At 58.6% G+C, this 19,440-nt stretch carries 22 protein-coding genes; 15 read left to right on the forward strand and 7 right to left on the reverse strand.

The annotated features are described in order from the left end of the window. The first annotated feature begins 57 nt into the window (after positions 1–57). The 7 genes from rpsP to hisC all read left to right on the forward strand — a co-directional run bounded on the left by rpsP (position 58) and on the right by hisC (position 5,123). Positions 58–309: a 30S ribosomal protein S16 gene (rpsP, locus tag AC097N_RS06340; protein ID WP_479580042.1), complete on the forward strand. Its 252-nt coding sequence runs from the start codon at positions 58–60 to the stop codon at positions 307–309. A gap of 10 nt (positions 310–319) precedes the next feature. Further along, a complete protein-coding gene (gene rimM, locus AC097N_RS06345) occupies positions 320–883 on the forward strand; it encodes a ribosome maturation factor RimM (RefSeq protein ID WP_479580043.1) in 564 nt (187 codons plus the stop codon). 10 nt (positions 884–893) lie between these two features. Continuing rightward, positions 894–1,640: a tRNA (guanosine(37)-N1)-methyltransferase TrmD gene (gene trmD, locus AC097N_RS06350; RefSeq protein ID WP_479580044.1), complete on the forward strand. Its 747-nt coding sequence runs from the start codon at positions 894–896 to the stop codon at positions 1,638–1,640. Positions 1,641–1,781: 141 nt separating this feature from the next. Continuing rightward, positions 1,782–2,162, forward strand: coding sequence for a 50S ribosomal protein L19 (gene rplS / locus AC097N_RS06355; RefSeq protein ID WP_479580045.1), 381 nt, complete (start codon positions 1,782–1,784; stop codon positions 2,160–2,162). A 76-nt stretch (positions 2,163–2,238) separates the two neighbouring features. Beyond that, positions 2,239–2,961: a CoA pyrophosphatase gene (locus AC097N_RS06360; protein ID WP_479580046.1), complete on the forward strand. Its 723-nt coding sequence runs from the start codon at positions 2,239–2,241 to the stop codon at positions 2,959–2,961. A 25-nt stretch (positions 2,962–2,986) separates the two neighbouring features. Next, complete coding sequence (locus AC097N_RS06365) at positions 2,987–3,967, forward strand: CobD/CbiB family protein (RefSeq protein WP_479580047.1); 981 nt, start codon at positions 2,987–2,989, stop codon at positions 3,965–3,967. Between the two features lie 67 nt (positions 3,968–4,034). Continuing rightward, positions 4,035–5,123, forward strand: coding sequence for a histidinol-phosphate transaminase (gene hisC / locus AC097N_RS06370; protein ID WP_479580048.1), 1,089 nt, complete (start codon positions 4,035–4,037; stop codon positions 5,121–5,123). Here the strand turns inward: hisC and rsgA are convergent. The 3 genes from rsgA to AC097N_RS06385 are packed head-to-tail and all read right to left on the reverse strand — an operon-like array spanning position 5,100 to position 7,678. Beyond that, entirely contained in the window at positions 5,100–6,020 is a 921-nt protein-coding gene (rsgA, locus tag AC097N_RS06375; RefSeq protein WP_479580049.1) for a ribosome small subunit-dependent GTPase A, read from the reverse strand. The two genes, hisC and rsgA, sit on opposite strands and share 24 nt — an antisense overlap. A 25-nt stretch (positions 6,021–6,045) precedes the next feature. Continuing rightward, positions 6,046–6,381 carry a 4a-hydroxytetrahydrobiopterin dehydratase gene (locus tag AC097N_RS06380; protein WP_479580050.1) on the reverse strand — a complete coding sequence of 112 codons (336 nt, stop codon included), beginning with the start codon at positions 6,379–6,381 and terminating at the stop codon, positions 6,046–6,048. 19 nt (positions 6,382–6,400) lie between these two features. Continuing rightward, positions 6,401–7,678 carry a M48 family metallopeptidase gene (locus AC097N_RS06385; RefSeq protein ID WP_479580051.1) on the reverse strand — a complete coding sequence of 426 codons (1,278 nt, stop codon included), beginning with the start codon at positions 7,676–7,678 and terminating at the stop codon, positions 6,401–6,403. Positions 7,679–7,715: 37 nt separating this feature from the next. Between AC097N_RS06385 and orn the strand changes: the two genes are divergently transcribed. Together orn and AC097N_RS06395 are read left to right on the forward strand one after the other, a co-directional pair. Next, on the forward strand, positions 7,716–8,300 hold the full coding sequence (gene orn / locus AC097N_RS06390; RefSeq protein WP_479580052.1) for an oligoribonuclease: 585 nt from the start codon (positions 7,716–7,718) through the stop codon (positions 8,298–8,300). Between the two features lie 244 nt (positions 8,301–8,544). Further along, entirely contained in the window at positions 8,545–10,476 is a 1,932-nt protein-coding gene (locus AC097N_RS06395; protein WP_479580053.1) for a DEAD/DEAH box helicase, read from the forward strand. A 508-nt stretch (positions 10,477–10,984) separates the two neighbouring features. Here AC097N_RS06395 and AC097N_RS06400 read toward each other — a convergent pair. From AC097N_RS06400 to AC097N_RS06410, 3 genes are all read right to left on the reverse strand, one after another. Beyond that, positions 10,985–11,767, reverse strand: coding sequence for an SGNH/GDSL hydrolase family protein (locus tag AC097N_RS06400; RefSeq protein WP_479580054.1), 783 nt, complete (start codon positions 11,765–11,767; stop codon positions 10,985–10,987). A 217-nt stretch (positions 11,768–11,984) separates the two neighbouring features. After that, the gene (locus AC097N_RS06405) at positions 11,985–12,185 is read right to left on the reverse strand and encodes a hypothetical protein (RefSeq protein WP_479580055.1); all 201 of its coding nucleotides are present in this window, start codon (positions 12,183–12,185) and stop codon (positions 11,985–11,987) included. Between the two features lie 18 nt (positions 12,186–12,203). Next, entirely contained in the window at positions 12,204–12,407 is a 204-nt protein-coding gene (locus AC097N_RS06410; protein ID WP_479580056.1) for a hypothetical protein, read from the reverse strand. Between the two features lie 366 nt (positions 12,408–12,773). Here AC097N_RS06410 and panD point away from each other — a divergent pair, with 366 nt between their 5' ends. From panD to AC097N_RS06440, 6 genes are read left to right on the forward strand one after another with little or no spacing between them, the layout of a single operon-like run. Further along, a complete protein-coding gene (panD, locus tag AC097N_RS06415; protein WP_479580057.1) occupies positions 12,774–13,154 on the forward strand; it encodes an aspartate 1-decarboxylase in 381 nt (126 codons plus the stop codon). Then, positions 13,154–14,560 carry an adenosylmethionine--8-amino-7-oxononanoate transaminase gene (bioA, locus tag AC097N_RS06420; protein ID WP_479580058.1) on the forward strand — a complete coding sequence of 469 codons (1,407 nt, stop codon included), beginning with the start codon at positions 13,154–13,156 and terminating at the stop codon, positions 14,558–14,560. Before panD ends, bioA begins: the two co-directional genes overlap by 1 nt. Then, positions 14,526–15,755 carry an 8-amino-7-oxononanoate synthase gene (bioF, locus tag AC097N_RS06425; RefSeq protein WP_479580059.1) on the forward strand — a complete coding sequence of 410 codons (1,230 nt, stop codon included), beginning with the start codon at positions 14,526–14,528 and terminating at the stop codon, positions 15,753–15,755. The genes bioA and bioF overlap by 35 nt, the downstream gene beginning before the upstream one ends. Further along, a complete protein-coding gene (bioD, locus tag AC097N_RS06430; RefSeq protein ID WP_479580060.1) occupies positions 15,752–16,492 on the forward strand; it encodes a dethiobiotin synthase in 741 nt (246 codons plus the stop codon). The genes bioF and bioD overlap by 4 nt, the downstream gene beginning before the upstream one ends. Before the next feature lie 10 nt (positions 16,493–16,502). Continuing rightward, positions 16,503–17,540 (forward strand): biotin synthase BioB, encoded by a 1,038-nt coding sequence (bioB, locus tag AC097N_RS06435; protein WP_479580061.1) that lies wholly within the window; start codon positions 16,503–16,505, stop codon positions 17,538–17,540. Beyond that, positions 17,540–18,835: a cytochrome P450 gene (locus AC097N_RS06440; protein WP_479580062.1), complete on the forward strand. Its 1,296-nt coding sequence runs from the start codon at positions 17,540–17,542 to the stop codon at positions 18,833–18,835. Before bioB ends, AC097N_RS06440 begins: the two co-directional genes overlap by 1 nt. Here AC097N_RS06440 and AC097N_RS06445 read toward each other — a convergent pair. Next, positions 18,733–19,386: a TetR family transcriptional regulator gene (locus tag AC097N_RS06445; RefSeq protein ID WP_479580063.1), complete on the reverse strand. Its 654-nt coding sequence runs from the start codon at positions 19,384–19,386 to the stop codon at positions 18,733–18,735. The two genes, AC097N_RS06440 and AC097N_RS06445, sit on opposite strands and share 103 nt — an antisense overlap. Between the last annotated feature and the right edge of the window lie 54 nt (positions 19,387–19,440).

The raw sequence follows: 19,440 nt of genomic DNA on the forward strand, positions 1-19,440 counted from the left end.
TGGATTAAGTGCAGAATAATTGGTGGAAATAAAACTCCGCCACCCAAAGGATAAATCATGGTCGTCATTCGACTCGCCCGTGGCGGTGCAAAAGCACGCCCGTTTTTCAATATCGTTGTTGCTGACAAGCGTACCCGTCGTGACGGCCGTTTTATCGAGCGTATCGGGTTTTACAACCCTATCGCCACGGCCAATGAAGAAAGCATCCGTATTGCTCAGGATCGCCTGACGTACTGGAGAGGTGTTGGCGCTCAGGCCTCACCTACGGTGGAACGCCTGATCAATCAAGCTGCCAAAAAAGCAGCCTGATCAAGCAGTGATGTTGCCCGGCCTTGAAGCCGCCGATTTGCCGGCGGATGCTATCGAAGTTGGGCGCATCGCGGATGCTTGGGGCATCAAAGGCTGGTTCAAAGTCCTGCCGCACAGCGCCGATCCCGAGGCGCTTTTTTCTTCCAAGCGATGGTTTTTGATGCCATCCGAGAGAGGGGCCAAAACCTTCTCTGGCGTCGCCAAATTGGCGATCGTCGAAGCCAAGATTCACTCCAACACTGTAGTTGCATCGGCGCGTGAGGTTGACGACCGTACAACCGCGGAAGCTTTGCGTGGCGCACGAATTTTCGTGTCCCGATCCAGCTTTCCAGCAGCCGAAAAAGACGAATATTACTGGGTGGACCTCATTGGTCTGAATGTAGTCAATCGTGAAGGCGTGACGCTTGGTGTTGTCAAGGAATTGCTATCCACGGGCGCTCAGACCGTTTTGGTCATGGACTACGAGCTTGATGGCAAGATGCAGGAGCGAATGATTCCTTTTGTGTCGGTCTACGTTGATGACGTCGATTTGCTGGCCAAGCGCATTCTCGTGGACTGGCAAGCCGACTACTGAGCCTTGCCTCATGCGGTTTGACGTTGTCACCTTATTTCCTGAATTGTTTGCGCCGCTACTGACCAGCGGCATCACGCGTCGCGCGTACGAATCTGGCTTGGTTGATGTGCGTCTGATCAACCCGCGTGATCACGCTGAAGGTAACTACCGGCGCGTGGACGACCGCCCGTTTGGTGGTGGTCCGGGCATGGTCATGATGGCCGAGCCTTTGAACCAATGTCTGAAGACCATCCGCGCCCAGCGCGCCGCAATCGTCCCGGTTATTCTTTTCTCGCCCGCAGGCAAATCACTCACCCACAACACCGTGGCCCGATTGGCAGAGGGTCCTGGCGCCGTACTGGTGTGTGGCCGCTACGAGGGCATTGACCAACGGTTTATTGACGAGCATGTCACCGAGCAAATCAGTCTGGGTGATTTTGTCTTGTCAGGCGGTGAAATAGCCGCCATGGCTCTGCTTGATGCCGTGGCGCGTTTGCAACCGGGGGTCTTGAACACGGCGGAAAGTCATCTACAGGATAGTTTCAACCCCGAACTGGATGGCCTGCTGGATTGTCCTCATTTCACCCGACCCGAAAGCTGGGCGGGCAGGGGAGTGCCGGATGTGCTGTTGTCCGGTCACCATGTCAATATTGATCGCTGGCGCCGCGAGCAACGGTTGGCTATCACCGCGCGACAGCGACCTGAGTTGATCGTTCATGCCAGGGCGGCCGGGCGCTTGACACCAACGGACGAGAAATTTCTCACCGACCTTGCTTGACTCGGTGTAGTCCCGGCACATAACTGAGTCAGGTTATAATAGAAGGCTTACCGATCCTCTGGCTGGCCGCTTTGTTGCTCTGGCAGCGAAGCTTTTGTGTCAATCCCGACGCTGGCGCGACCAAGATCATTTGGAAAAATCATGAATCTGATTCAAATTCTTGAGCAAGAAGAAATTGCTCGTCTCGGGAAAGTTATTCCTGAATTCGCCCCAGGCGACACGGTTATCGTGAGCGTTAACGTGGTTGAAGGTACACGCAAGCGTGTGCAGGCCTACGAAGGTGTTGTGATTGCCAAGCGCAATCGCGGACTGAACAGTGGCTTCATCGTTCGCAAGATCTCCAGCGGAGAAGGCGTTGAGCGTACGTTCCAGACTTACAGTCCATTGATCGCTGGCATTGAAGTCAAGCGTCGCGGTGATGTTCGTCGTGCCAAGTTGTACTACTTGCGCGATCGCAGCGGCAAATCGGCTCGTATCAAAGAAAAATTGCCAGCCAAGAAAATCAAGACAGCTGCTGTTTAAAGCACACTGTTTTGCAAAAGCCGCCCCAGCATCTGCTTGTGGCGGCTTTTTTGTTTGTGGCAACAATACCCATTTTGTGACCTCCAAAACCCCCGCATCCCCGTTGCCGCCCTTGTCCAGGCTGCCGAATTTTGATCCGCGGCTGGTGCCGGTGGCGGGCGTCGATTCGCATCTGCCGCCGGTGCCGCTGTCGGCACTTCAACCGGTCGCCTTGCGGCGGCGTTTTGCCTCCCTGCCAGAATGGGCGCCTGAAGTGCTGGCCGAGAAGAGTTTTTCGAATCGCCTGCCCCTGCATGCCTCGGTGCTTGTGCCTATCGTGATGCGCGACCGTCCGACGGTGTTGCTGACAGAGCGCACCCTGCATCTTTCCACACATTCCGGACAAATCGCATTTCCGGGCGGTAAGGCAGATGCGGAAGATGCCGATGCGGCGGCCACCGCATTGAGAGAGGCTCAGGAGGAGGTCGGCCTGGATCCCTCGCATGTTCAGGTGCTCGGCGTGATGCCGCACTATGTCACTGGGTCGGCTTTCATCATCACGCCGGTCATCGCCCTGGTCGATCCGGGATTCACGGTGACACCGAACACGTTTGAAGTGGCTGATGTGTTTGAGGTGCCTCTGGAATTCCTGATGAACCCTGCCCACCATCAGCGCCATGTTTTCGAATGGGAAGGGGTCAGGCGTGAATGGTTTTCAATGCCCTATCTGGACCACACCCCTGAAGGTGTGAAGCAGCGGTTTATCTGGGGTGCTACTGCAGGCATGCTGCGTAACTTCTACCGCTTGCTGTCGTCTTGACACGCCGTGCCGCTATGATGAACGCATGAGCTTTATCTCTGTGCTTTTAGCCCTGCTTTTGGAGCAGGCGCGACCTCTTGGACGGGGTAATCCGGTTCACGCCAGTGTTCGCGCATGGGTGCGCTGGAGCACCCGCAATTTTGATGCGGGCCAGTCTTTTCATGGCTGGCTGGCGTGGGGGTTTGCCGTCGGCGGCCCTTCACTTGCCGCGCTGGTCATCTACTGGTTGCTGGATGTGTTTGTCGGCTTGCCCGTGGCCATGGTCTGGAGTGTGGCCGTGCTGTATGCCACGTTGGGTTTTCGGCAGTTCAGCTTCCATTTCACTGAAATTCGGGATGCCCTGGCAGATGGCGATGAGGATTTGGCTCGTCAGCTGTTGGCCAGCTGGCAGCAGATTGATGCCAGCGAATTGCCTCGCAGTGAGATCGTTCGTCATGTGATTGAACATTCTGTGCTGGCGGCACACCGTCATGTTTTTGGCGTGCTGGCATGGTTCTCGGTGTTCGCTGCATTTGGATTTGGTCCGGCGGGTGCGGTGCTGTACCGCTTGAGTGAATTCGTCACGCGCTACTGGCAGCATAAGAGCAAGACGCACCATCAGCCCGTCAGCGAAGCCCTGCAGCTCACCGCCGCCAAAGCTTGGGCTGTCATCGACTGGGTGCCCGCCCGCATTACCGCGATCAGTTTTGCGGTGGTGGGCAGTTTCGAAGAGGCCATCGACGGCTGGCGCAACTATGAGCCGCGTGAGGCCGGTGATAACGACGGCGTTATTTTGGCCGCCACTTCGGGTGCTGTGAATATCCGGTTAGGCAGCGCAGCGAATATGGCCATTGTTCCGGTTGACAGCTCGCTGGATGGTTTGACCGCGTCAGCGCAAAGTGAGTCCACGCCAGGGCAAACGCCCGAGATCGCCCATCTCGCGATCATCGTCGGTTTGGTCTGGCGCACGGTGGTGATGTGGATGGTGTTGCTTGCCTTGTTGACCCTGGCTCGTCTTTTGGGTTAGTTTTTAGGCTTAATTCGGCTGTAGCCCTTGTGGTATCAGCGGGAGCTGCTATCAAAAACAAAGTGAAATGATGTTGAGTTCTTCTTTTCTCAGTCCTGTCGTGACGGGGCTTGTTCCCTACGAGCCAGGCGAGCAGCCCAAGATTGAGAATCTGGTCAAGCTCAACACCAACGAAAACCCCTATCCCCCGTCACCCCGGGTGATGGCCGCCATTGGGGCTGCGGCCCAACAAGGCTTGCAGCTATATCCTGATCCGCAGGCGTCCCGTTTGCGTCAAGCCATTGCCAGGCATCACGGACTTGCAGAACAGCATGTCTTCGTCGGTAACGGCTCTGACGAGGTGCTGGCGCACGCCTTCTTTGCTTTTTTTCAGCACCGTTGTCCGTTGTTGATGCCCGACATCAGCTACAGCTTTTACAAGGTCTATTGCAGGCTCTATGACATCCCCATTGAGCTGGTTCCCCTGACGCTTGAGATGGGTCTGGACGTGGCCGCCTACGCACGGCCGACCGATCAATCGGTAGCGGGCGTGGTCATTGCCAATCCCAATGCGCCCACTGGCATGGGGCTGCCGCGTCAGGAGATCGAGCAACTTTTGAAGATGCACCCCCAGCGTGTGGTGTTGGTGGATGAGGCCTATGTGGATTTTGGGGGGGAGAGTGCCATTCCCCTGATTGCCCGTTACCCCAATTTGCTGGTGGTGCACACGTTGTCCAAGTCGAGGTCTCTGGCGGGTTTGCGCGTGGGTTTTGCCTGCGGTCAGGGGCATTTGATCGACGCGCTGGAGCGGGTTAAAAACAGCTTCAACTCGTATCCGCTGGACCGGCTTGCCCAAGCTGGGGCGGTGGCCGCTTTTGAAGACACGGCCTATTTCGAACAAACCCGCCAGGCCGTGATGAGTGCCCGGGAAGGGCTGGTACTGGCGCTGGAAGACTTGGGCTTCAAGGTACTTCCTTCGCAGGCCAATTTTGTTTTTGTACGGCATCCTCAGCATGAGGCTGCCGGTATTGCTGCCGGGCTGCGGGCGCAAGGTGTCTTGGTGCGGCACTTCAAACAGCCCCGCATTGAACAATACTTGCGCATCAGCATTGGCACCCCGACGCAATGCGATGCCCTGGTGCAGGCGCTGGGGTCAGTACTTGCGGGCCTGACTTAACTCGGCGTATAGATCGCTATAAATTTTGTAGCGGTTCGCGCTGATTCCATCTGGGCTACCGTCTGGTTTGATGGCCGCCATCACGCCGCAGCCTGGCTCATGAAGATGGCTGCAGTTGTAAAACTTACAGTTGGCCACATAAGGTTTGAGGTCGGGCATGTAGGCTGCCAATTGCGCCGGGTCAATGTGGTTCAGGCCGAATTCCTGGAAACCCGGAGAGTCAATCAAGGCCGTGGTTTTGTCCTTGTCCACCCAGTACCAGGTCGTGCTGGTAGTGGTGTGCTTGCCAGAATTCAGCGCCTGAGAGATCTCGCCGGTTTGCGCGAGTGCCCCGGGTGCCAGCAGATTGATCAGGGTACTTTTGCCTGCGCCTGATGGGCCGAGCACCAGCGTGGTCTTGCCGTGAAGCAGTTTGAGCAACGCTACGTGGTCCACATCCCCCGATTGCTTCAGCGAGAGCGGTAGCACACCGTAATGCATTCTGCGGTAGGGCAGCAGCCATTCCCAGGCGCGCGCAAAGGGCTCAACCAGATCACTTTTGTTCAGCGCGATGATGGGCGTGATGTGCTCGGCTTCGGCCGCAATCAGGGCGCGAGACAACTGGCTGCTGGAGAACTCGGGCTCCGCTGCAATCAGGATCAGGATCTGATCCAGGTTAGTCGCAAAGGATTTGGTGCGGACCTCGTCCTGGCGATAAAAAACGTTGCGGCGTTCTTCTATTTTTTCAATCGTCCCTTCGTCACGGGACGCCTGCCAAAGAACCCTGTCACCCACCAGTCCCTGGCTTTTCTTGCCGCGGGAATGGCAAATCAGTCGTTTGCCCTCCGGTGTTTCGACCAAAAAATGGCGGCCATAGTTGGCCACAATCAAACCGCGGTCAAGCGTGGCGCGATCCATCAGGTATGCGCCTTGGCGAAGGTCGTCATTGCAGGAGGGCGTCAACCAGGGACGCGCATTCAAAATCAGTCATTGACAAGCCACCCACGTCATGGGTGTTGAAGTGCACCACGCATCGATTGAAATGCACCGAGAGGTCGGGGTGGTGGTCTTGCGCGTGGGCGATAAAGGCCAGCGCATTGACAAACGACATGGTCTCGTAATAGTTGGCAAAAGTAAAAGTCTTTTCAATGGCCACGGCTGCATCGTCGCCGGTCAAGATCCAGCCTTCGAGTTTCGCCAGATTTGCTACAACTTCAGTAGCTGTCATCGAACGTCTGGTCTGGGTTGACCAGTCTTTTTTCTTGATCATAGAGGGCATGATGGATGATCTTTCTGGTTCAGCCCGTCATCCGCGCCAGGCGCTCGGATGCGGGTGGATGAGAGTAGTAAAACTTCACGTAAATCGGGTCAGGGGTGAGTGTGGATGCATTGTCTTCGAACAGCTTGAGCAACGCAGTTGACAGGTCGTGACCGCTGGTCTGGGCTATTGCGTAGGCATCGGCCTGGAATTCATGTTTGCGGGACAGTTGGGCAAACAAAGGGGCGATGAAGAAGCTGAACACCGGTACCGTCAACATGAACAACAACAAAGCCAGGGCGTCATTGGGCGCACTCAGGCTGGGCTGCACGCCCAGGCCGGTATAAAACCAGGCTTGCGTGGCCAGCCAGCCGAGCAGGGCGAAACCCACCAGGCTCATTGCAAACATGGACACGATGCGTTTGATGACGTGCTTGTGTTTGAAGTGACCCAGTTCATGGGCCAGTACAGCGTCCACCTCATTGGCCGACAGCTTGGCCAGCAAGGTGTCGTAAAACACGACTCGTTTGGCGGCACCAAACCCCGTGAAATAGGCGTTGGCATGCGCGCTGCGCTTGGATCCGTCCATCACGAACAGTCCTTTGGCTGCGAAGCCGCATCGTTTCATCAAGGCCGTTACCCGGGTTTTGAGGGTTTCGTCTTCCAGCGGCGCAAACTTGTTGAACAGCGGTGCAATGAAGGTGGGGTAAATCATCAGCAGCAGCAGATTCAGGCCCATCCACACGCCCCAGGCCCACAGCCACCACCAACTGCCAATGGTGCCCATCATCCAGACCATCAGCAGAATGATGGGGAGGCCCACGACGGCCCCAATCAGGCTGGACTTGAGAAAGTCCATGACCCAGAGTTTGAGCGTCATTTTGTTGAAGCCAAACCGTTCTTCAAGCACGAAGGTTTGGTACAGCGTCACGGGTAAATCAATCACGCCACCAATCAAAACGAAGACTGCAATCAGGGCCACCTGTTGCGCCAGTCCCCCGCCCATCCACGCCAAAAGCGACTGATTGAGGGTTGAGAGGCCGCCCAATAGCGTCCAGCCCAGCAAGACTGCAGCACCAACGGCCATTTCCAACAGACCCAGTCGCGCTTTGGCAACCGTGTAGTCCGCAGCTTTTTGATGGGCTGTCAATGTGATGGACTGCGCAAAGGCCGCGGGAACGGTGTTGCGATGTTGTGCGACATGGCGAATTTGCCGGGAACTGAGCCAGAATTTCAGCACCAAACCTGAGAGCAAGGTCAGCGCGAAAGCGTAGGTCAGCACCAATGAAAAAGTGAGGGATGGATTCGGATCAGACATGGCGCCCGAGTTTAGGCCATCAGCGACAATTCGGGGCATGGACGTTACGAACACCCCCCCCGCAGGCGTATTGCTTGCCAAATCAGACCAGAACCTCATCTGGCTCGACTGTGAAATGACCGGTCTCGAGCCGGAAGTCGACCGCATCATTGAAATCGCCGTGGTTGTGACCGGGCCCAAGCTGGAGTCCCGCATTGAAGGTCCCGTGCTGGTGATCCATCAGAGCAACGAGCAGCTTGACAAGATGGATGCCTGGAACAAAGGCACGCACGGCAAAAGCGGCTTGATCGACAAGGTCAAGGCATCGACCCTGCTCGAAGCAGAGGCAGAGGCGCAATTGATGGAGTTTTTGAGCCAGTACGTGCCCAAGAAAGGGTCGCCGATGTGTGGCAACAGCATTGGCCAGGACCGGCGTTTTCTGGTGAAGTACATGCCCAAGTTGGAGGCCTTCTTTCACTATCGTAATCTCGACGTGAGCACGCTCAAGGAACTGTCCAAGCGTTGGCGGCCGGAGGTGTATAGCGCATTCAAAAAACAGCAGCGACACACCGCGCTGGCGGATGTGCATGAGTCCATTGATGAACTCGAACACTACCGGGACCATTTCCTGAAATTGAACTAGATTAGGTAGAAACCCGAATCTATGTGATAATTCGAGGCTGCGCTGCAAACAGTAGCGCATATTTGTACATCTCCCTTCATTCACTGGGTCCAAAGTTGATTCGCATCCGCGAGGCAACACAAAAGGACCCCCAGCGCTGATTGAACTCCACGTGAGTCAGAGCAGGTTCCGTTTGATGGTTGATGTTTTTTAACCATTGACGGAGCAGTCGCCTATCCTGCGGCGCTCGCGTGTGAGTAAATACATGACTGACGCTATCCAAGCGACAGGCGAATCATCGCTTGTCGAAAATTTCTCCAATGACACCGCTGAGATGACGAATGCCGTCGTTCAAGGCGAAGAGCTGATTACTGCTGTTGAGGCCGTTGAGCCCGCAGAAGAACTGCCCAATGGCTTTTTGGCCCTGGGCCTTGCACCAGAGCTGATCCAGGCCGTTAAAGATCTGGGCTTTACCCAGCCTACAACCGTTCAGCTGAAAACTATCCCTCTCGCCATGCAAGGTGTGAGCGCCGATGGCGATGCTGCGCGTTTTATCGACCTGATGGTGTCCAGCCAAACAGGTAGCGGCAAAACTGCTGCTTTCCTGTTGCCCGTGTTGCACACCCTGTTGACACAGATGGCCCAGGCTGAAGCGAAGGAAAAGACTGACTTTGAGCAAGCTGTTGCAGAAGCAACGGCCAAAGGCGAAGCACCTCCCAAGCGTGCCAAGCGCAAAGATCCCACCAACCCACGTCATTTCGCCCCTGCGGCGCCTGGCGCCCTGATTGTTTGCCCCACCCGCGAACTGGCACAGCAAGTGGCGCATGACGCCATTGATCTGGTCCAGCACTGCCGCGGCCTGCGCGTCGCCAATATTGTGGGCGGCATGCCTTACCAGTTGCAAATTGCCAAGCTGCAAAACGCCAACCTGGTGGTGGCCACGCCTGGCCGTTTGTTGGACCTGCAACGTTCCATGCAAATCAAACTGGACCAAGTTCAGTTCTTGGTGGTTGACGAAGCTGACCGTATGTTGGACCTGGGCTTCTCCGATGACCTCGCCGACATCAATCAGCTGACCATCCAGCGCAAGCAGACCATGATGTTCAGTGCCACGTTTGCACCGCGCATTCAGCAGTTGGCTGCTCGTGTGATGCGTGAACCGCAAAAGTTGGAAATCGCTTCGCCTAAAGAAAAGCACGCCAACATCAGCCAGAAACTGTTCTGGGCTGACAACGCGCAACACAAACGCAAGTTGCTGGATCATTGGTTGCGCGACACCACGATCAATCAGGCTATTGTTTTTGCCAGCACCCAGATTGAGTGTGATGGCCTGGCCAATGACCTGCAGCAAGAGGGCTTTTCCGCCGTTGCTTTGCACGGTGCATTGAGCCAAGGTTTGCGTAACCGCCGTTTGATGGCCTTGCGTCAAGGGCAAGTGCAAATTCTGGTGGCAACCGATGTGGCAGCCCGCGGTATTGACGTACCCACGGTAACCCACGTTTTCAACTTCGGTTTGCCCATGAAGGCGGAAGATTACACACACCGTATTGGTCGTACTGGCCGCGCAGGACGCGACGGTATCGCCGTGACGTTTGCCGAGTTCCGCGATCGCCGCAAGATCATGGACATCGAGTTCCACACGCATCATCAGTTCAAGGGTGAGACCATTCTTGGTATGGAGCCGCAACAGCGTTTCCCTGACTCACGTCCAAATAGTTTTGGTGGTGGTGGCGGCCGTGGTGGCAACGACAATCATTCCCGCGGTGGAAATTATGGCGGCGGCGGTGGGGGTGGCCGTTCAGGTGGCTTCGGTGCGAGCCGTGGTGGTTTTCCTGATAGAAATGCCGGCGGCCCACGTGATTCGGGCGCAGGCGGCTATCAAAATAATAGCGGTGGTGGCGGCTTCGGTCAACCAGAAGGCCGCAGCTATGAGCGTAAAGGTGGTTTCAACGACCGCTTTGCCGGCTCCCGCAACGACGCTCCCGCACCTCGTGGTGACTTTGGAGCCCCGCGTGGCGATTTTGGCGCACGCAATGAAGGAGGCGGCGCTCCCCGCGGTGATTTCGGTGCTCCACGTGGCGACTTTGGTGCCCGCAAGCCTGCCTTTGGCAAGCCCATGGGTGCAAAACCCGGTAATGGCGGCAAGGTATTTGTGCCACGTGACGCGCAAAAACGTCCTGCCCGCCCTGCTCGCTAAGTGAGTCTCAAGTAAAAAGCCCGCAAGTTGCGAAACTTGCGGGCTTTTTTATGGCTGTCGATTGCTACTTGACGCATTGCATCAGACTCGTATTCTTGCCTCGTCCGCCATGCTCACTGATGACGCAAGACATGGCGCCACAAAGGCAATGCACGACGTTCGTGGACATGCTGGGTATGGCTGTAGACGCAGAGCATTGGCAAGCAGGAGTCGACATGATGCCTTGCGCCTCAGCCCGGTCCCCGCGGAGTACCAGTAGACTAAAAACAAGCAGGACCGCTGCACCGACACCAACGGCGGCAAGTTGTTTGTATTGACTTGAAAAGTTAAACATAAAAACTCCTTGGTGCCCGTCGCGGGCCTATGGTCTGAACGTCAGGATGCCAGCATTTTCAGTTGATGTCTTGCTGTGAGGTCATAGATATTTGTCAATGCAATTCAACAAGACCGCGCCGATGAATTGGGACTGGTGTGGGAAATTCGGAGGCATTTTGTTGAAGAGTGTTGTTTAGGATTTGAAGACGGTCTGGTTTTGAGCGGATTTGGCTGTTTCATTTTGTACCGCGCTCAAGCGCAACACCGTGTTGGCTGACAAAATATGTTCACACAAGCCCGCAGCCCAAAGGGCGTAGCCATAGGGGCCTGGGTGAAAACCATCTATTGCCAGACCCAGAGATGCTGCTGTCTTGGGGTGCCAATGCATGGTGCGCCGTTGCTGACCTGAGAGCATTCTGGCCAGAAGACGATTCATCTCCAGTGCCCAACGACCCATGAACCATCGCAAAGGCTGGGGCAGCGCCGTAAAGGCATGCATTGGTGCGACGGCACTGTGAATCAGCAGGCTGGGATTGAATCGCTCATCAATGACACTCGCCAGGCGGTTCTGCCAATTCAGCCATTGAAGGGGTGACCGGAGGCTGGTCACATCGTTGACGCCGATCGACAGGACGACGACGTCGAACTGGCAAGTGGGGACATCTGCCAGAAGTTTGGCCAATCCGGGTGAATCAAGGCCATTGACGGCCGCCAGTCGCCAGACGACGGTGAAGTGTTCACTGAGGCGACGAACCAGTTGCCCACACAGTGCCTCGTCTTGTGTGGATGCCCCGACGCCTGCAGCCGCCGAATCCCCCGCCACAAGAATCCGAACCAGTGGTCCCTGGCCTGAAATGCCTTCTCGTGTTCCCGGCGGCTCCGGCAAGCGCGGTGTGACGCGGCGCACATACTTGCCTTGCAGCCAAAAAACCGGGCCCAGCACGGTCAAGAGCAGGTAGCGCTCCCAATCACTCATGGCGCGACTCCGTGCCAATACTCGGGGAAAAACTATCGATGGCGTGGTCGGCGCCTGACTCGCCATGCCTTGCGATGCGGTGCTTCCCATGTTTGTGGCTCCTTGACAAGCATTGAACAATTTGCAGTTGAAGAGCTCATTGATGACTCTCAAAGAAATGTTACTGATTTGTCAGGAATTCATCTGTGTGTTCGCCCACGCAGATGACAAGTTGGTTTTAGCCGATGACGCAAAGTTCGGTGACGGGAATCACGCTGGCGCCGCCACGGGGCCATTCAACCAAGATGCCGCCGAAAGTCTTTGCGACCACATATCCGTCAGTCTGTTGAATGGCGCCCCGACGAATGTGATTGACGCGCTCGCCAGCGATAAAAGTGTGTTCGGCAAAAAGGGATTTAATAAAAGCAAGGATGCTCATGGTGATTCTCTTGAAAATTCAAAGGGGGTTGGATGCCTGACAAAAAGCGTTGCCCGAAGCGCGCGACCCAAGCCACTGGCGCTCGCGGTATTCCAACTCGGCAATCGAGCTGGCTTGACTCAAATAGTCTTCCAAGGCTCGTCGCTCCTGGCTGAAAGATGCATGGCTATTCGCTTGGAAGGCGGAGCGAATCAAGGCCAGGAGGAAAATAATGAGCTTCATGCGGAAATAAAATTATTCGGAATAATTTATCTACTAGGGAATACCCTAGTATTGCACAAAATTGGTGCAGTGCGACTATATGGGCGCGCTTTAGAGAGGTTCATCAATAAAACGCACTTTTACGGTGCATTTGTAGGCACTCAGCCGCATAGGCAATAGACGATTTTGAGTCGACCCCTGATACGTGGTAGCTGCGTCTTAGTTTGATATTGATATAAGCTAATACAAAATTTAGTTCATGGCGCTGCCTAAAATGAACCCAAGGGGGCTCCTCAACAGGACGTAGGCCCAATCAATCCACCGTACGCGTCGAGGTTCCGGCATCGGTATGCCGCATCAAGAGGCGGCCCATCCATTCGGACCACCATGTTTCGCACCTTGCTCAAATCCAAAATTCACCGCGTCGCCGTTACCCACTGTGAACTGCACTATGAAGGCTCTTGCGCCATCGATGAAGACCTGCTGGAGGCGTCCAACATTGCCGAGAACGAGCAGATCCATATCTGGAACATCAACAATGGCGAACGCTTCATCACCTACGCCATCAAAGGGGAGCGCGGCTCCGGCATGATTTCGGTCAACGGTTCAGCGGCGCGGCGCGCTGCCGTGGGCGACCTGATCATCATCGCGGCTTTTGCTCAGGTGCATGACGACCAGGTCGCCGCACACGTGCCCCGGCTCGTGTTTGTGAACGACAAAAACAAACAGACCGCGTTGCGCCACCAGGTGCCAACCCAGCACCTGTGATGGGGTACGTTGATGGCGGTCAGCCCGCAGCCTCGCTAGCCCAGCGCAGTGTGGCGGCCGTCTGGCATCCCTGTACGCAAATGCGACGGGCCGCCACTGTGCCGCCCTTGGCCATCGTTCGCGGCGCGGGACCCTGGCTTTTTGATGATGCCGGGCAGCGTTACTTCGACACCAGCAGCTCCTGGTGGGTCAACCTGTTTGGCCACGCTGACGCACGCATCAACGCCGCCCTCAAAGACCAACTCGACACGTTGCCGCATGTCATGTTGGCTGGCTGCACCCACGCGCCGGCGGTGGAACTGGCCGAACGCCTGTCCAGCCTGACCGGCGGCGTGCTCGGGCATTGTTTCTTCGCCAGTGATGGTGCCTCGGCCGTCGAGATCGCACTCAAGATGAGCTTTCACTATTGGCGCAACCGGGGGCGCCCCGCCAAACAGGAATTCGTCTGCCTGCGCCAGGGCTACCATGGCGAGACGCTGGGCGCACTGGCGGTGACCGACGTGGCCGTGTTCCGCGATGCCTATGACCCCTTGCTGATGCGATCGCACCAGGTCATGTCGCCCGACGCGCGCCAGGCGGCCCCGGGCGAGTCCGCCTTGGAGGTCGCCCTGCGTGCGGCGGCCGAATTGCAGACCCTGCTGGCTGCACGTCACGACCACATCGCCGCCGTCATCCTGGAGCCGCTGGTACAGGGCGCCACCGGCATGGCCATGCACGACCCAGCTTACCTGCGCGCCGTGCGCGCCCTGTGCGACCAGTACGAAGTACACCTGATTGCCGACGAAATTGCGGTGGGCTGCGGGCGCACCGGCACCTTTTTTGCCTTCGAGCAGGCATCGTTGCCGGACGAGCCCCGGATCTGGCCCGACCTTGTCTGCCTGTCCAAGGGCATCAGCGGTGGCTACCTGCCGCTGTCCCTGGTGCTATCGCGCAATCACATTTATGAAGCCTTTCTTGATGACGACGTGGCACGCGGCTTTCTGCATTCGCACTCCTACACAGGCAACGCGTTGGCTTGCCGCGCGGCACTGGCCGTGCTTGACCGTTTCGAACAGGCCCAGGTGCTGAGCAACAACCGGCAGCAGGCGGCCACACTGAGCGCTGCGTTGGCGCCATTGCAAAGCGATGCCCGCATCGAACACTGGCGTCACATCGGCATGATCTGGGCCTTTGACGTGCGCGAAGCGTTCGCGGGTCCGCGGTTTGCCGAGCGCTTTCACCTGGCCGGGCGTGCGCACGAACTGCTGATCCGCCCGATCGGGCGCACCGTTTACCTGATGCCGCCCTATGTGCTGAATGAAGCACTCGCCCACTGGCTGGCCCACCGGGTCATCGCCACGCTCAACGATGTTTTAAGCCAAAGTCCCTCCGATGCTGATCGAGCACCTGAACCGCCAACTGCGTGAGCGCGAAGCGCAGGCGCTCAAACGCCAGCGCCGCATCGCAGAGTCACCCTGTGCGCCGCACCAGCGCGTCAGCCGGGATGGGCAACCGGCCCGCGAGATGCTGGCGTTTTGCAGCAACGACTACCTTGGTCTGGCCCGTCACCCGGCCTTGATTGAGGCGCTGGCGGACGGTGCACAGCGCTTTGGCGCAGGCAGCGGCGCGTCTCACCTCATCAACGGCCATTCACGCGCCCATGCTGCGCTGGAAGACGATCTCGCCCATTGGCTGACACCGTGTATTCCGGATGCCCAGGCGCTCTACTTTTGTACCGGCTACATGGCCAACCTGGCGCTGCTCACGGCCCTGGGCGATGCCCACGCCACGATCTTTGCCGACAAACTCAACCACGCCTCGCTGATCGACGGGGCCCTGTTGGCCAAGGCGACCCTGCAGCGTTATCCTCACCGCAACCTCGCCACGCTGGAGAGCCAACTGGCGCGCTGCACGACCCCGATCAAGCTGATCGTGACCGACGCTGTCTTTAGCATGGACGGTGATCTGGCCGATTTATCCGCTCTGCTGGCGCTGGCGGAACGTTTTGATGCCTGGCTGATCGTGGACGATGCCCATGGCTTTGGGGTGCTCGGTGCGCAAGGGCGCGGCAGCCTCTCGCATTTTGAATTGAAGAGCGAACGCCTGATCTATATGGGCACGCTTGGCAAGGCGGCCGGGGTGGGCGGTGCTTTTGTGGCCGCGCACCCGACCATCATCGACTGGCTGGTTCAGGCCGCCCGTCCCTACATCTACACCACCGCGGCACCCCCGGCCGTGGCCCATGCGCTGCGTGAGAGCCTGCGCCTGATGGGTGGGGCAGAAGGCGACCAGCGACGCGCCCACCTGCAACAACGCATCGGGCAGTTGCGCACGCAACTCACCGCCCTGCTGGCCGCCTACCCTGCGCTGGGTTGGCGCCTGGTGGACTCCAGCACCGCGATCCAGCCGGTGATCGTGGGTGACAACACGGCCACTCTGGCGCTGGCGGCAGCGCTGGATGCCCAGGGTCTGTGGGTACCGGCCATCCGTCCGCCCACGGTACCTGCTGGCACGGCCCGTCTGCGCATCACGCTCAGCGCTGCGCACAGCAGCGACGACGTGCAGCGGCTGGTTGACGGGCTGGCCCGTGCTGCCAGGGACTTGACCGGAGCCTTGGCATGACGGCGCTGGCCCCGTTGCCGGGTTGCTTCGTCACCGGCACCGACACCGAAGTGGGCAAGACCCGCATCAGCGCAGCGTTGCTGCACTGGTGTACCCAACAGGGCTGGCGCAGCGCCGGCTTCAAACCGGTGGCGGCTGGCACGAGTTTGATCCATGGCCAGTGGGTCAATGACGATGTGCGCACCCTGCGCGACGCCAGTTCACTGGTCTTGACCGACGCCGAAGTAGGCCCCCTGCAGTTCGAGGCCGCCTGTGCGCCCCACATTGCGGCGGCACTCCAGGAGCAGACGATTGACCGCGCCGTCCTCTTGCGCTCGGCCCACGCCCTGGCGGCACGCGCCGACGTGCTGGTGGTGGAGGGTGTGGGCGGCTTTTGTGTGCCCATGGGCGCCGATTGGGACAGTGTTGATCTGGCGGTCGACCTGCAGCTGCCCGTGGTGCTGGTGGTCGGCCTGCGTCTGGGCTGTATCAACCATGCCCTGCTCACGGCGCAAGCGGTACGTGCCTGTGGCTTGCCGCTGGCCGGGTGGGTGGGCAACGTCATCACCCCGGACATGCCGTGGCTGGACGAGAATGTCGCCACGTTGCGCCAGCGTCTGCAACTGCAGGGTAGCCCCTGTCTGGGCGTGGTGCCCTACTTGCCCGACCCCACGCCAGCGGCCGTCGCCGTCCATCTGGACGGTGCCGCCCTGCACACCATTTTTACTGCCACCTCTTCCTTCCTGGCTTCTACCTGAAAGACACGACATGACCACCATCACCCTGGTTCCCGTTTCCTCGCTGCGTCCGGCACCGGCGCGTACAGAGGCCCCCAAATTTCACCAACGCTGGCCGGTTCTGGATGTGCAAGCCCTGTATGCGCTGCCCTTCATGGATTTGTTGTTTCGCGCCCAGCAGGTGCACCGCGAGCACTTTGATGCCAATGAGGTGCAGTTGTCGACCCTGCTTTCCATCAAGACCGGCGGTTGCGCCGAGGACTGTGGTTATTGCCCGCAGGCATCTACCGCCGACAGCGGCATTGACGCCACCAAGCTGATGCCGCTGGCCGAAGTCATGGAAGCGGCGCAAGCCGCCAAAGACCAGGGGGCGACGCGCTTTTGCATGGGGGCTGCCTGGCGCAGCCCCAAGGAGCGCGACATGGAGCGCGTCACCGAGATGGTGCGCGAAGTGCGGTCCCTGGGCCTGGAAACCTGCATGACGCTGGGCATGCTCGAGGCGGAGCAGGCCCAGGCACTCAAGGACGCCGGGCTGGACTACTACAACCACAACCTGGACAGCGCGCCTGAGTTTTACGACAAGATCATCAGCACCCGCACCTACCAGGACCGCCTGGACACACTCGGCCATGTGCGCGAGGCCGGTATCAACGTCTGCTGTGGCGGCATCGTCGGCATGGGGGAGTCCCGGCTCGAACGCGCAGGCCTGATTGCGCAGCTGGCCAACCTCGACCCGTACCCCGAGTCGGTGCCGATCAACAACCTGGTGGCCGTGGCGGGGACCCCGCTGGCCAACACCGAGCCGCTGGACCCGTTCGAGTTTGTGCGCACCATTGCGGTGGCCCGCATCACCATGCCGCGCACCATGGTTCGCCTGTCGGCCGGACGCGAGCAGATGGACGAGGCCTTGCAGGCGCTGTGTTTTGCCGCCGGTGCCAACTCCATTTTTTACGGTGACAAACTACTCACCACCAGCAACCCCCAGGCCGATCGGGACCGCCAGTTGTTCGCGCGTCTTGGATTGAATGTGCAGGGACAGCGGCCTGCACCGCTCCAGCCAACGGCCTGATGAACGCCGTGCTGACCGGGCCGGTGGTGGGCAAGCGCATCCTGGGTGATGCGTTTCATGTCAATCCTTACCCGACCTACCAGGCCCTGCGGGACGCGGGTCCGATTCACTGGAGTGAGGAGTTCTTCGGTGGCGCCTGGCTTTTGACATGCCATGCCGATGTGGAAATGGTCTTGCGCGATCCGCGCTTTTCTGCCCAGCGCACGGGGGCCTGGGTCAATGACCGCGAAGGTGCGCGCGGCGAGCTGGCCGATTTCCAACGCCTGTTCGCCCGGGCTTTGTTGTTTCTCGACGCGCCCGACCATCCTCGCATCCGCAAGGTACTGAACGCGGGTTTTCGGCCCGATGTGATCCACAAGCTGGTGCCACACATTGAGCAGGTCATCACGGAGCTGCTCGACCAGGTGGAGGGCCTGGACCACTTCGATTTCATCGAGGCGGTGGCCCGGCCGCTGCCCGCGCGGGTGATCATGCTGCTGTTGGGCATCGAGAACCTGGGGCAGGCTGAATTCCTGGCCTGGTCGGACGATCTCGCGACGTTTATTGGTGCGGTGCAACCCACGCGGGAGCAAGCCCGCCGTGCGCAGGCCAGCCTGGTGGCCATGAGCCGCTACTTCGAATCGCTGATTGAACTCAAACGCCGTGACCCGGGTGAAGACCTGGTGAGCCGCTTGGTACAGGCCGAGGCGGCTGGCGAGATTCAGGGCAGTGCCGAATTGCTGGCGCAGTGCGCCATGCTGCTGTTTGCCGGTTTTGAAACCACACGCCACCTGCTGGGCAGTGGTCTGCAAGCCTTGTTGGCCCATCCGCCGCAGTGGCGCCGTTTGCAGCAAGAACCTGCGTTGTTGCCGGGGGCCGTGCGTGAACTGCTGCGTTTTGACAGCCCGGTGCAGTACACCGGCCGGCGGGTGAGCACGGATCTGGTGTTGCATGGCCAGCAGTTGCGTCGCGGCGAGCTGGTCGTGCCCCTGATCGGGGCGGCCAACCGCGACCCGGCGCGCTACACCCAGCCCGACACGCTGGACATCACCCGCAGTGAGGGCAGTTCGCTCTCGTTTGGCTCCGGCCCCCATGTGTGCATCGGCGCGGCGCTGACGCGCATGGAAGTCGAGATGGTCTTTGGCCAGATACTCCAGCGCTGGCCCGAAATCCAACGGGCTGACGGTGCCCCGCAGTGGATGGACAAGCCGGTCTACCGCGGGCTGGTCACCTTGCCATTGAGGCGCGGTGGGTTGGTCCTCAAGCCTGCCAGCAGCATATCGACCATGGCGGGTGCCACGGTTGCCAACGGATAGCTGGCGGGAACCAACAACCATTCACTCATGGTGCCCATCATGAAGTTGTGGATGATGTGAAGGCTTAAAAACACGTCCGTATCGGCGGGCAACTGGCCCTGGTTCACGGCTTGCTGCAGGATGTTTTGAAAACGGCCCATGCACTCATCACGACATTCCAGTTCGCGCTCCACCACGGCCGCCGCTTCACCGGTGTTTTCACACTTGTGAAACATGATCCCGAAGATGCGCTGTTGTTGCGGCGACTCGGCCAATGTTTTGAAGGAGTGCACGCACATGTGCCTCAAGGCGCCCAGCGGGTCGACCTGCGTGCAAACGGTGAGTTCGGCCAGCATCGCCTCCATCGGCAGCATGGCCTGGCTGAACAAGGCCTGCAGCAGGTCCGCCTTGTCCTTGAAATGCCAGTAGATGGCGCCCCGCGTCATACCGGCGGCCACCGCAATGTCATTCAGCGTCGTGCGTGCCACCCCTTTGTCGAAAAACAACTGGGCAGCGGCCTCCAGCAACGCGGCGTGGGTTTGGTCGGTGTCTTCTTTGGTTTTTCTAGCCATTGCGTTCGGTTACCTGCGGGTTACTACCCATAAAAACAATAAACAGTCATGAAT

It is taken from the genome of Rhodoferax sp. LS1R11, assembly GCF_056521395.1.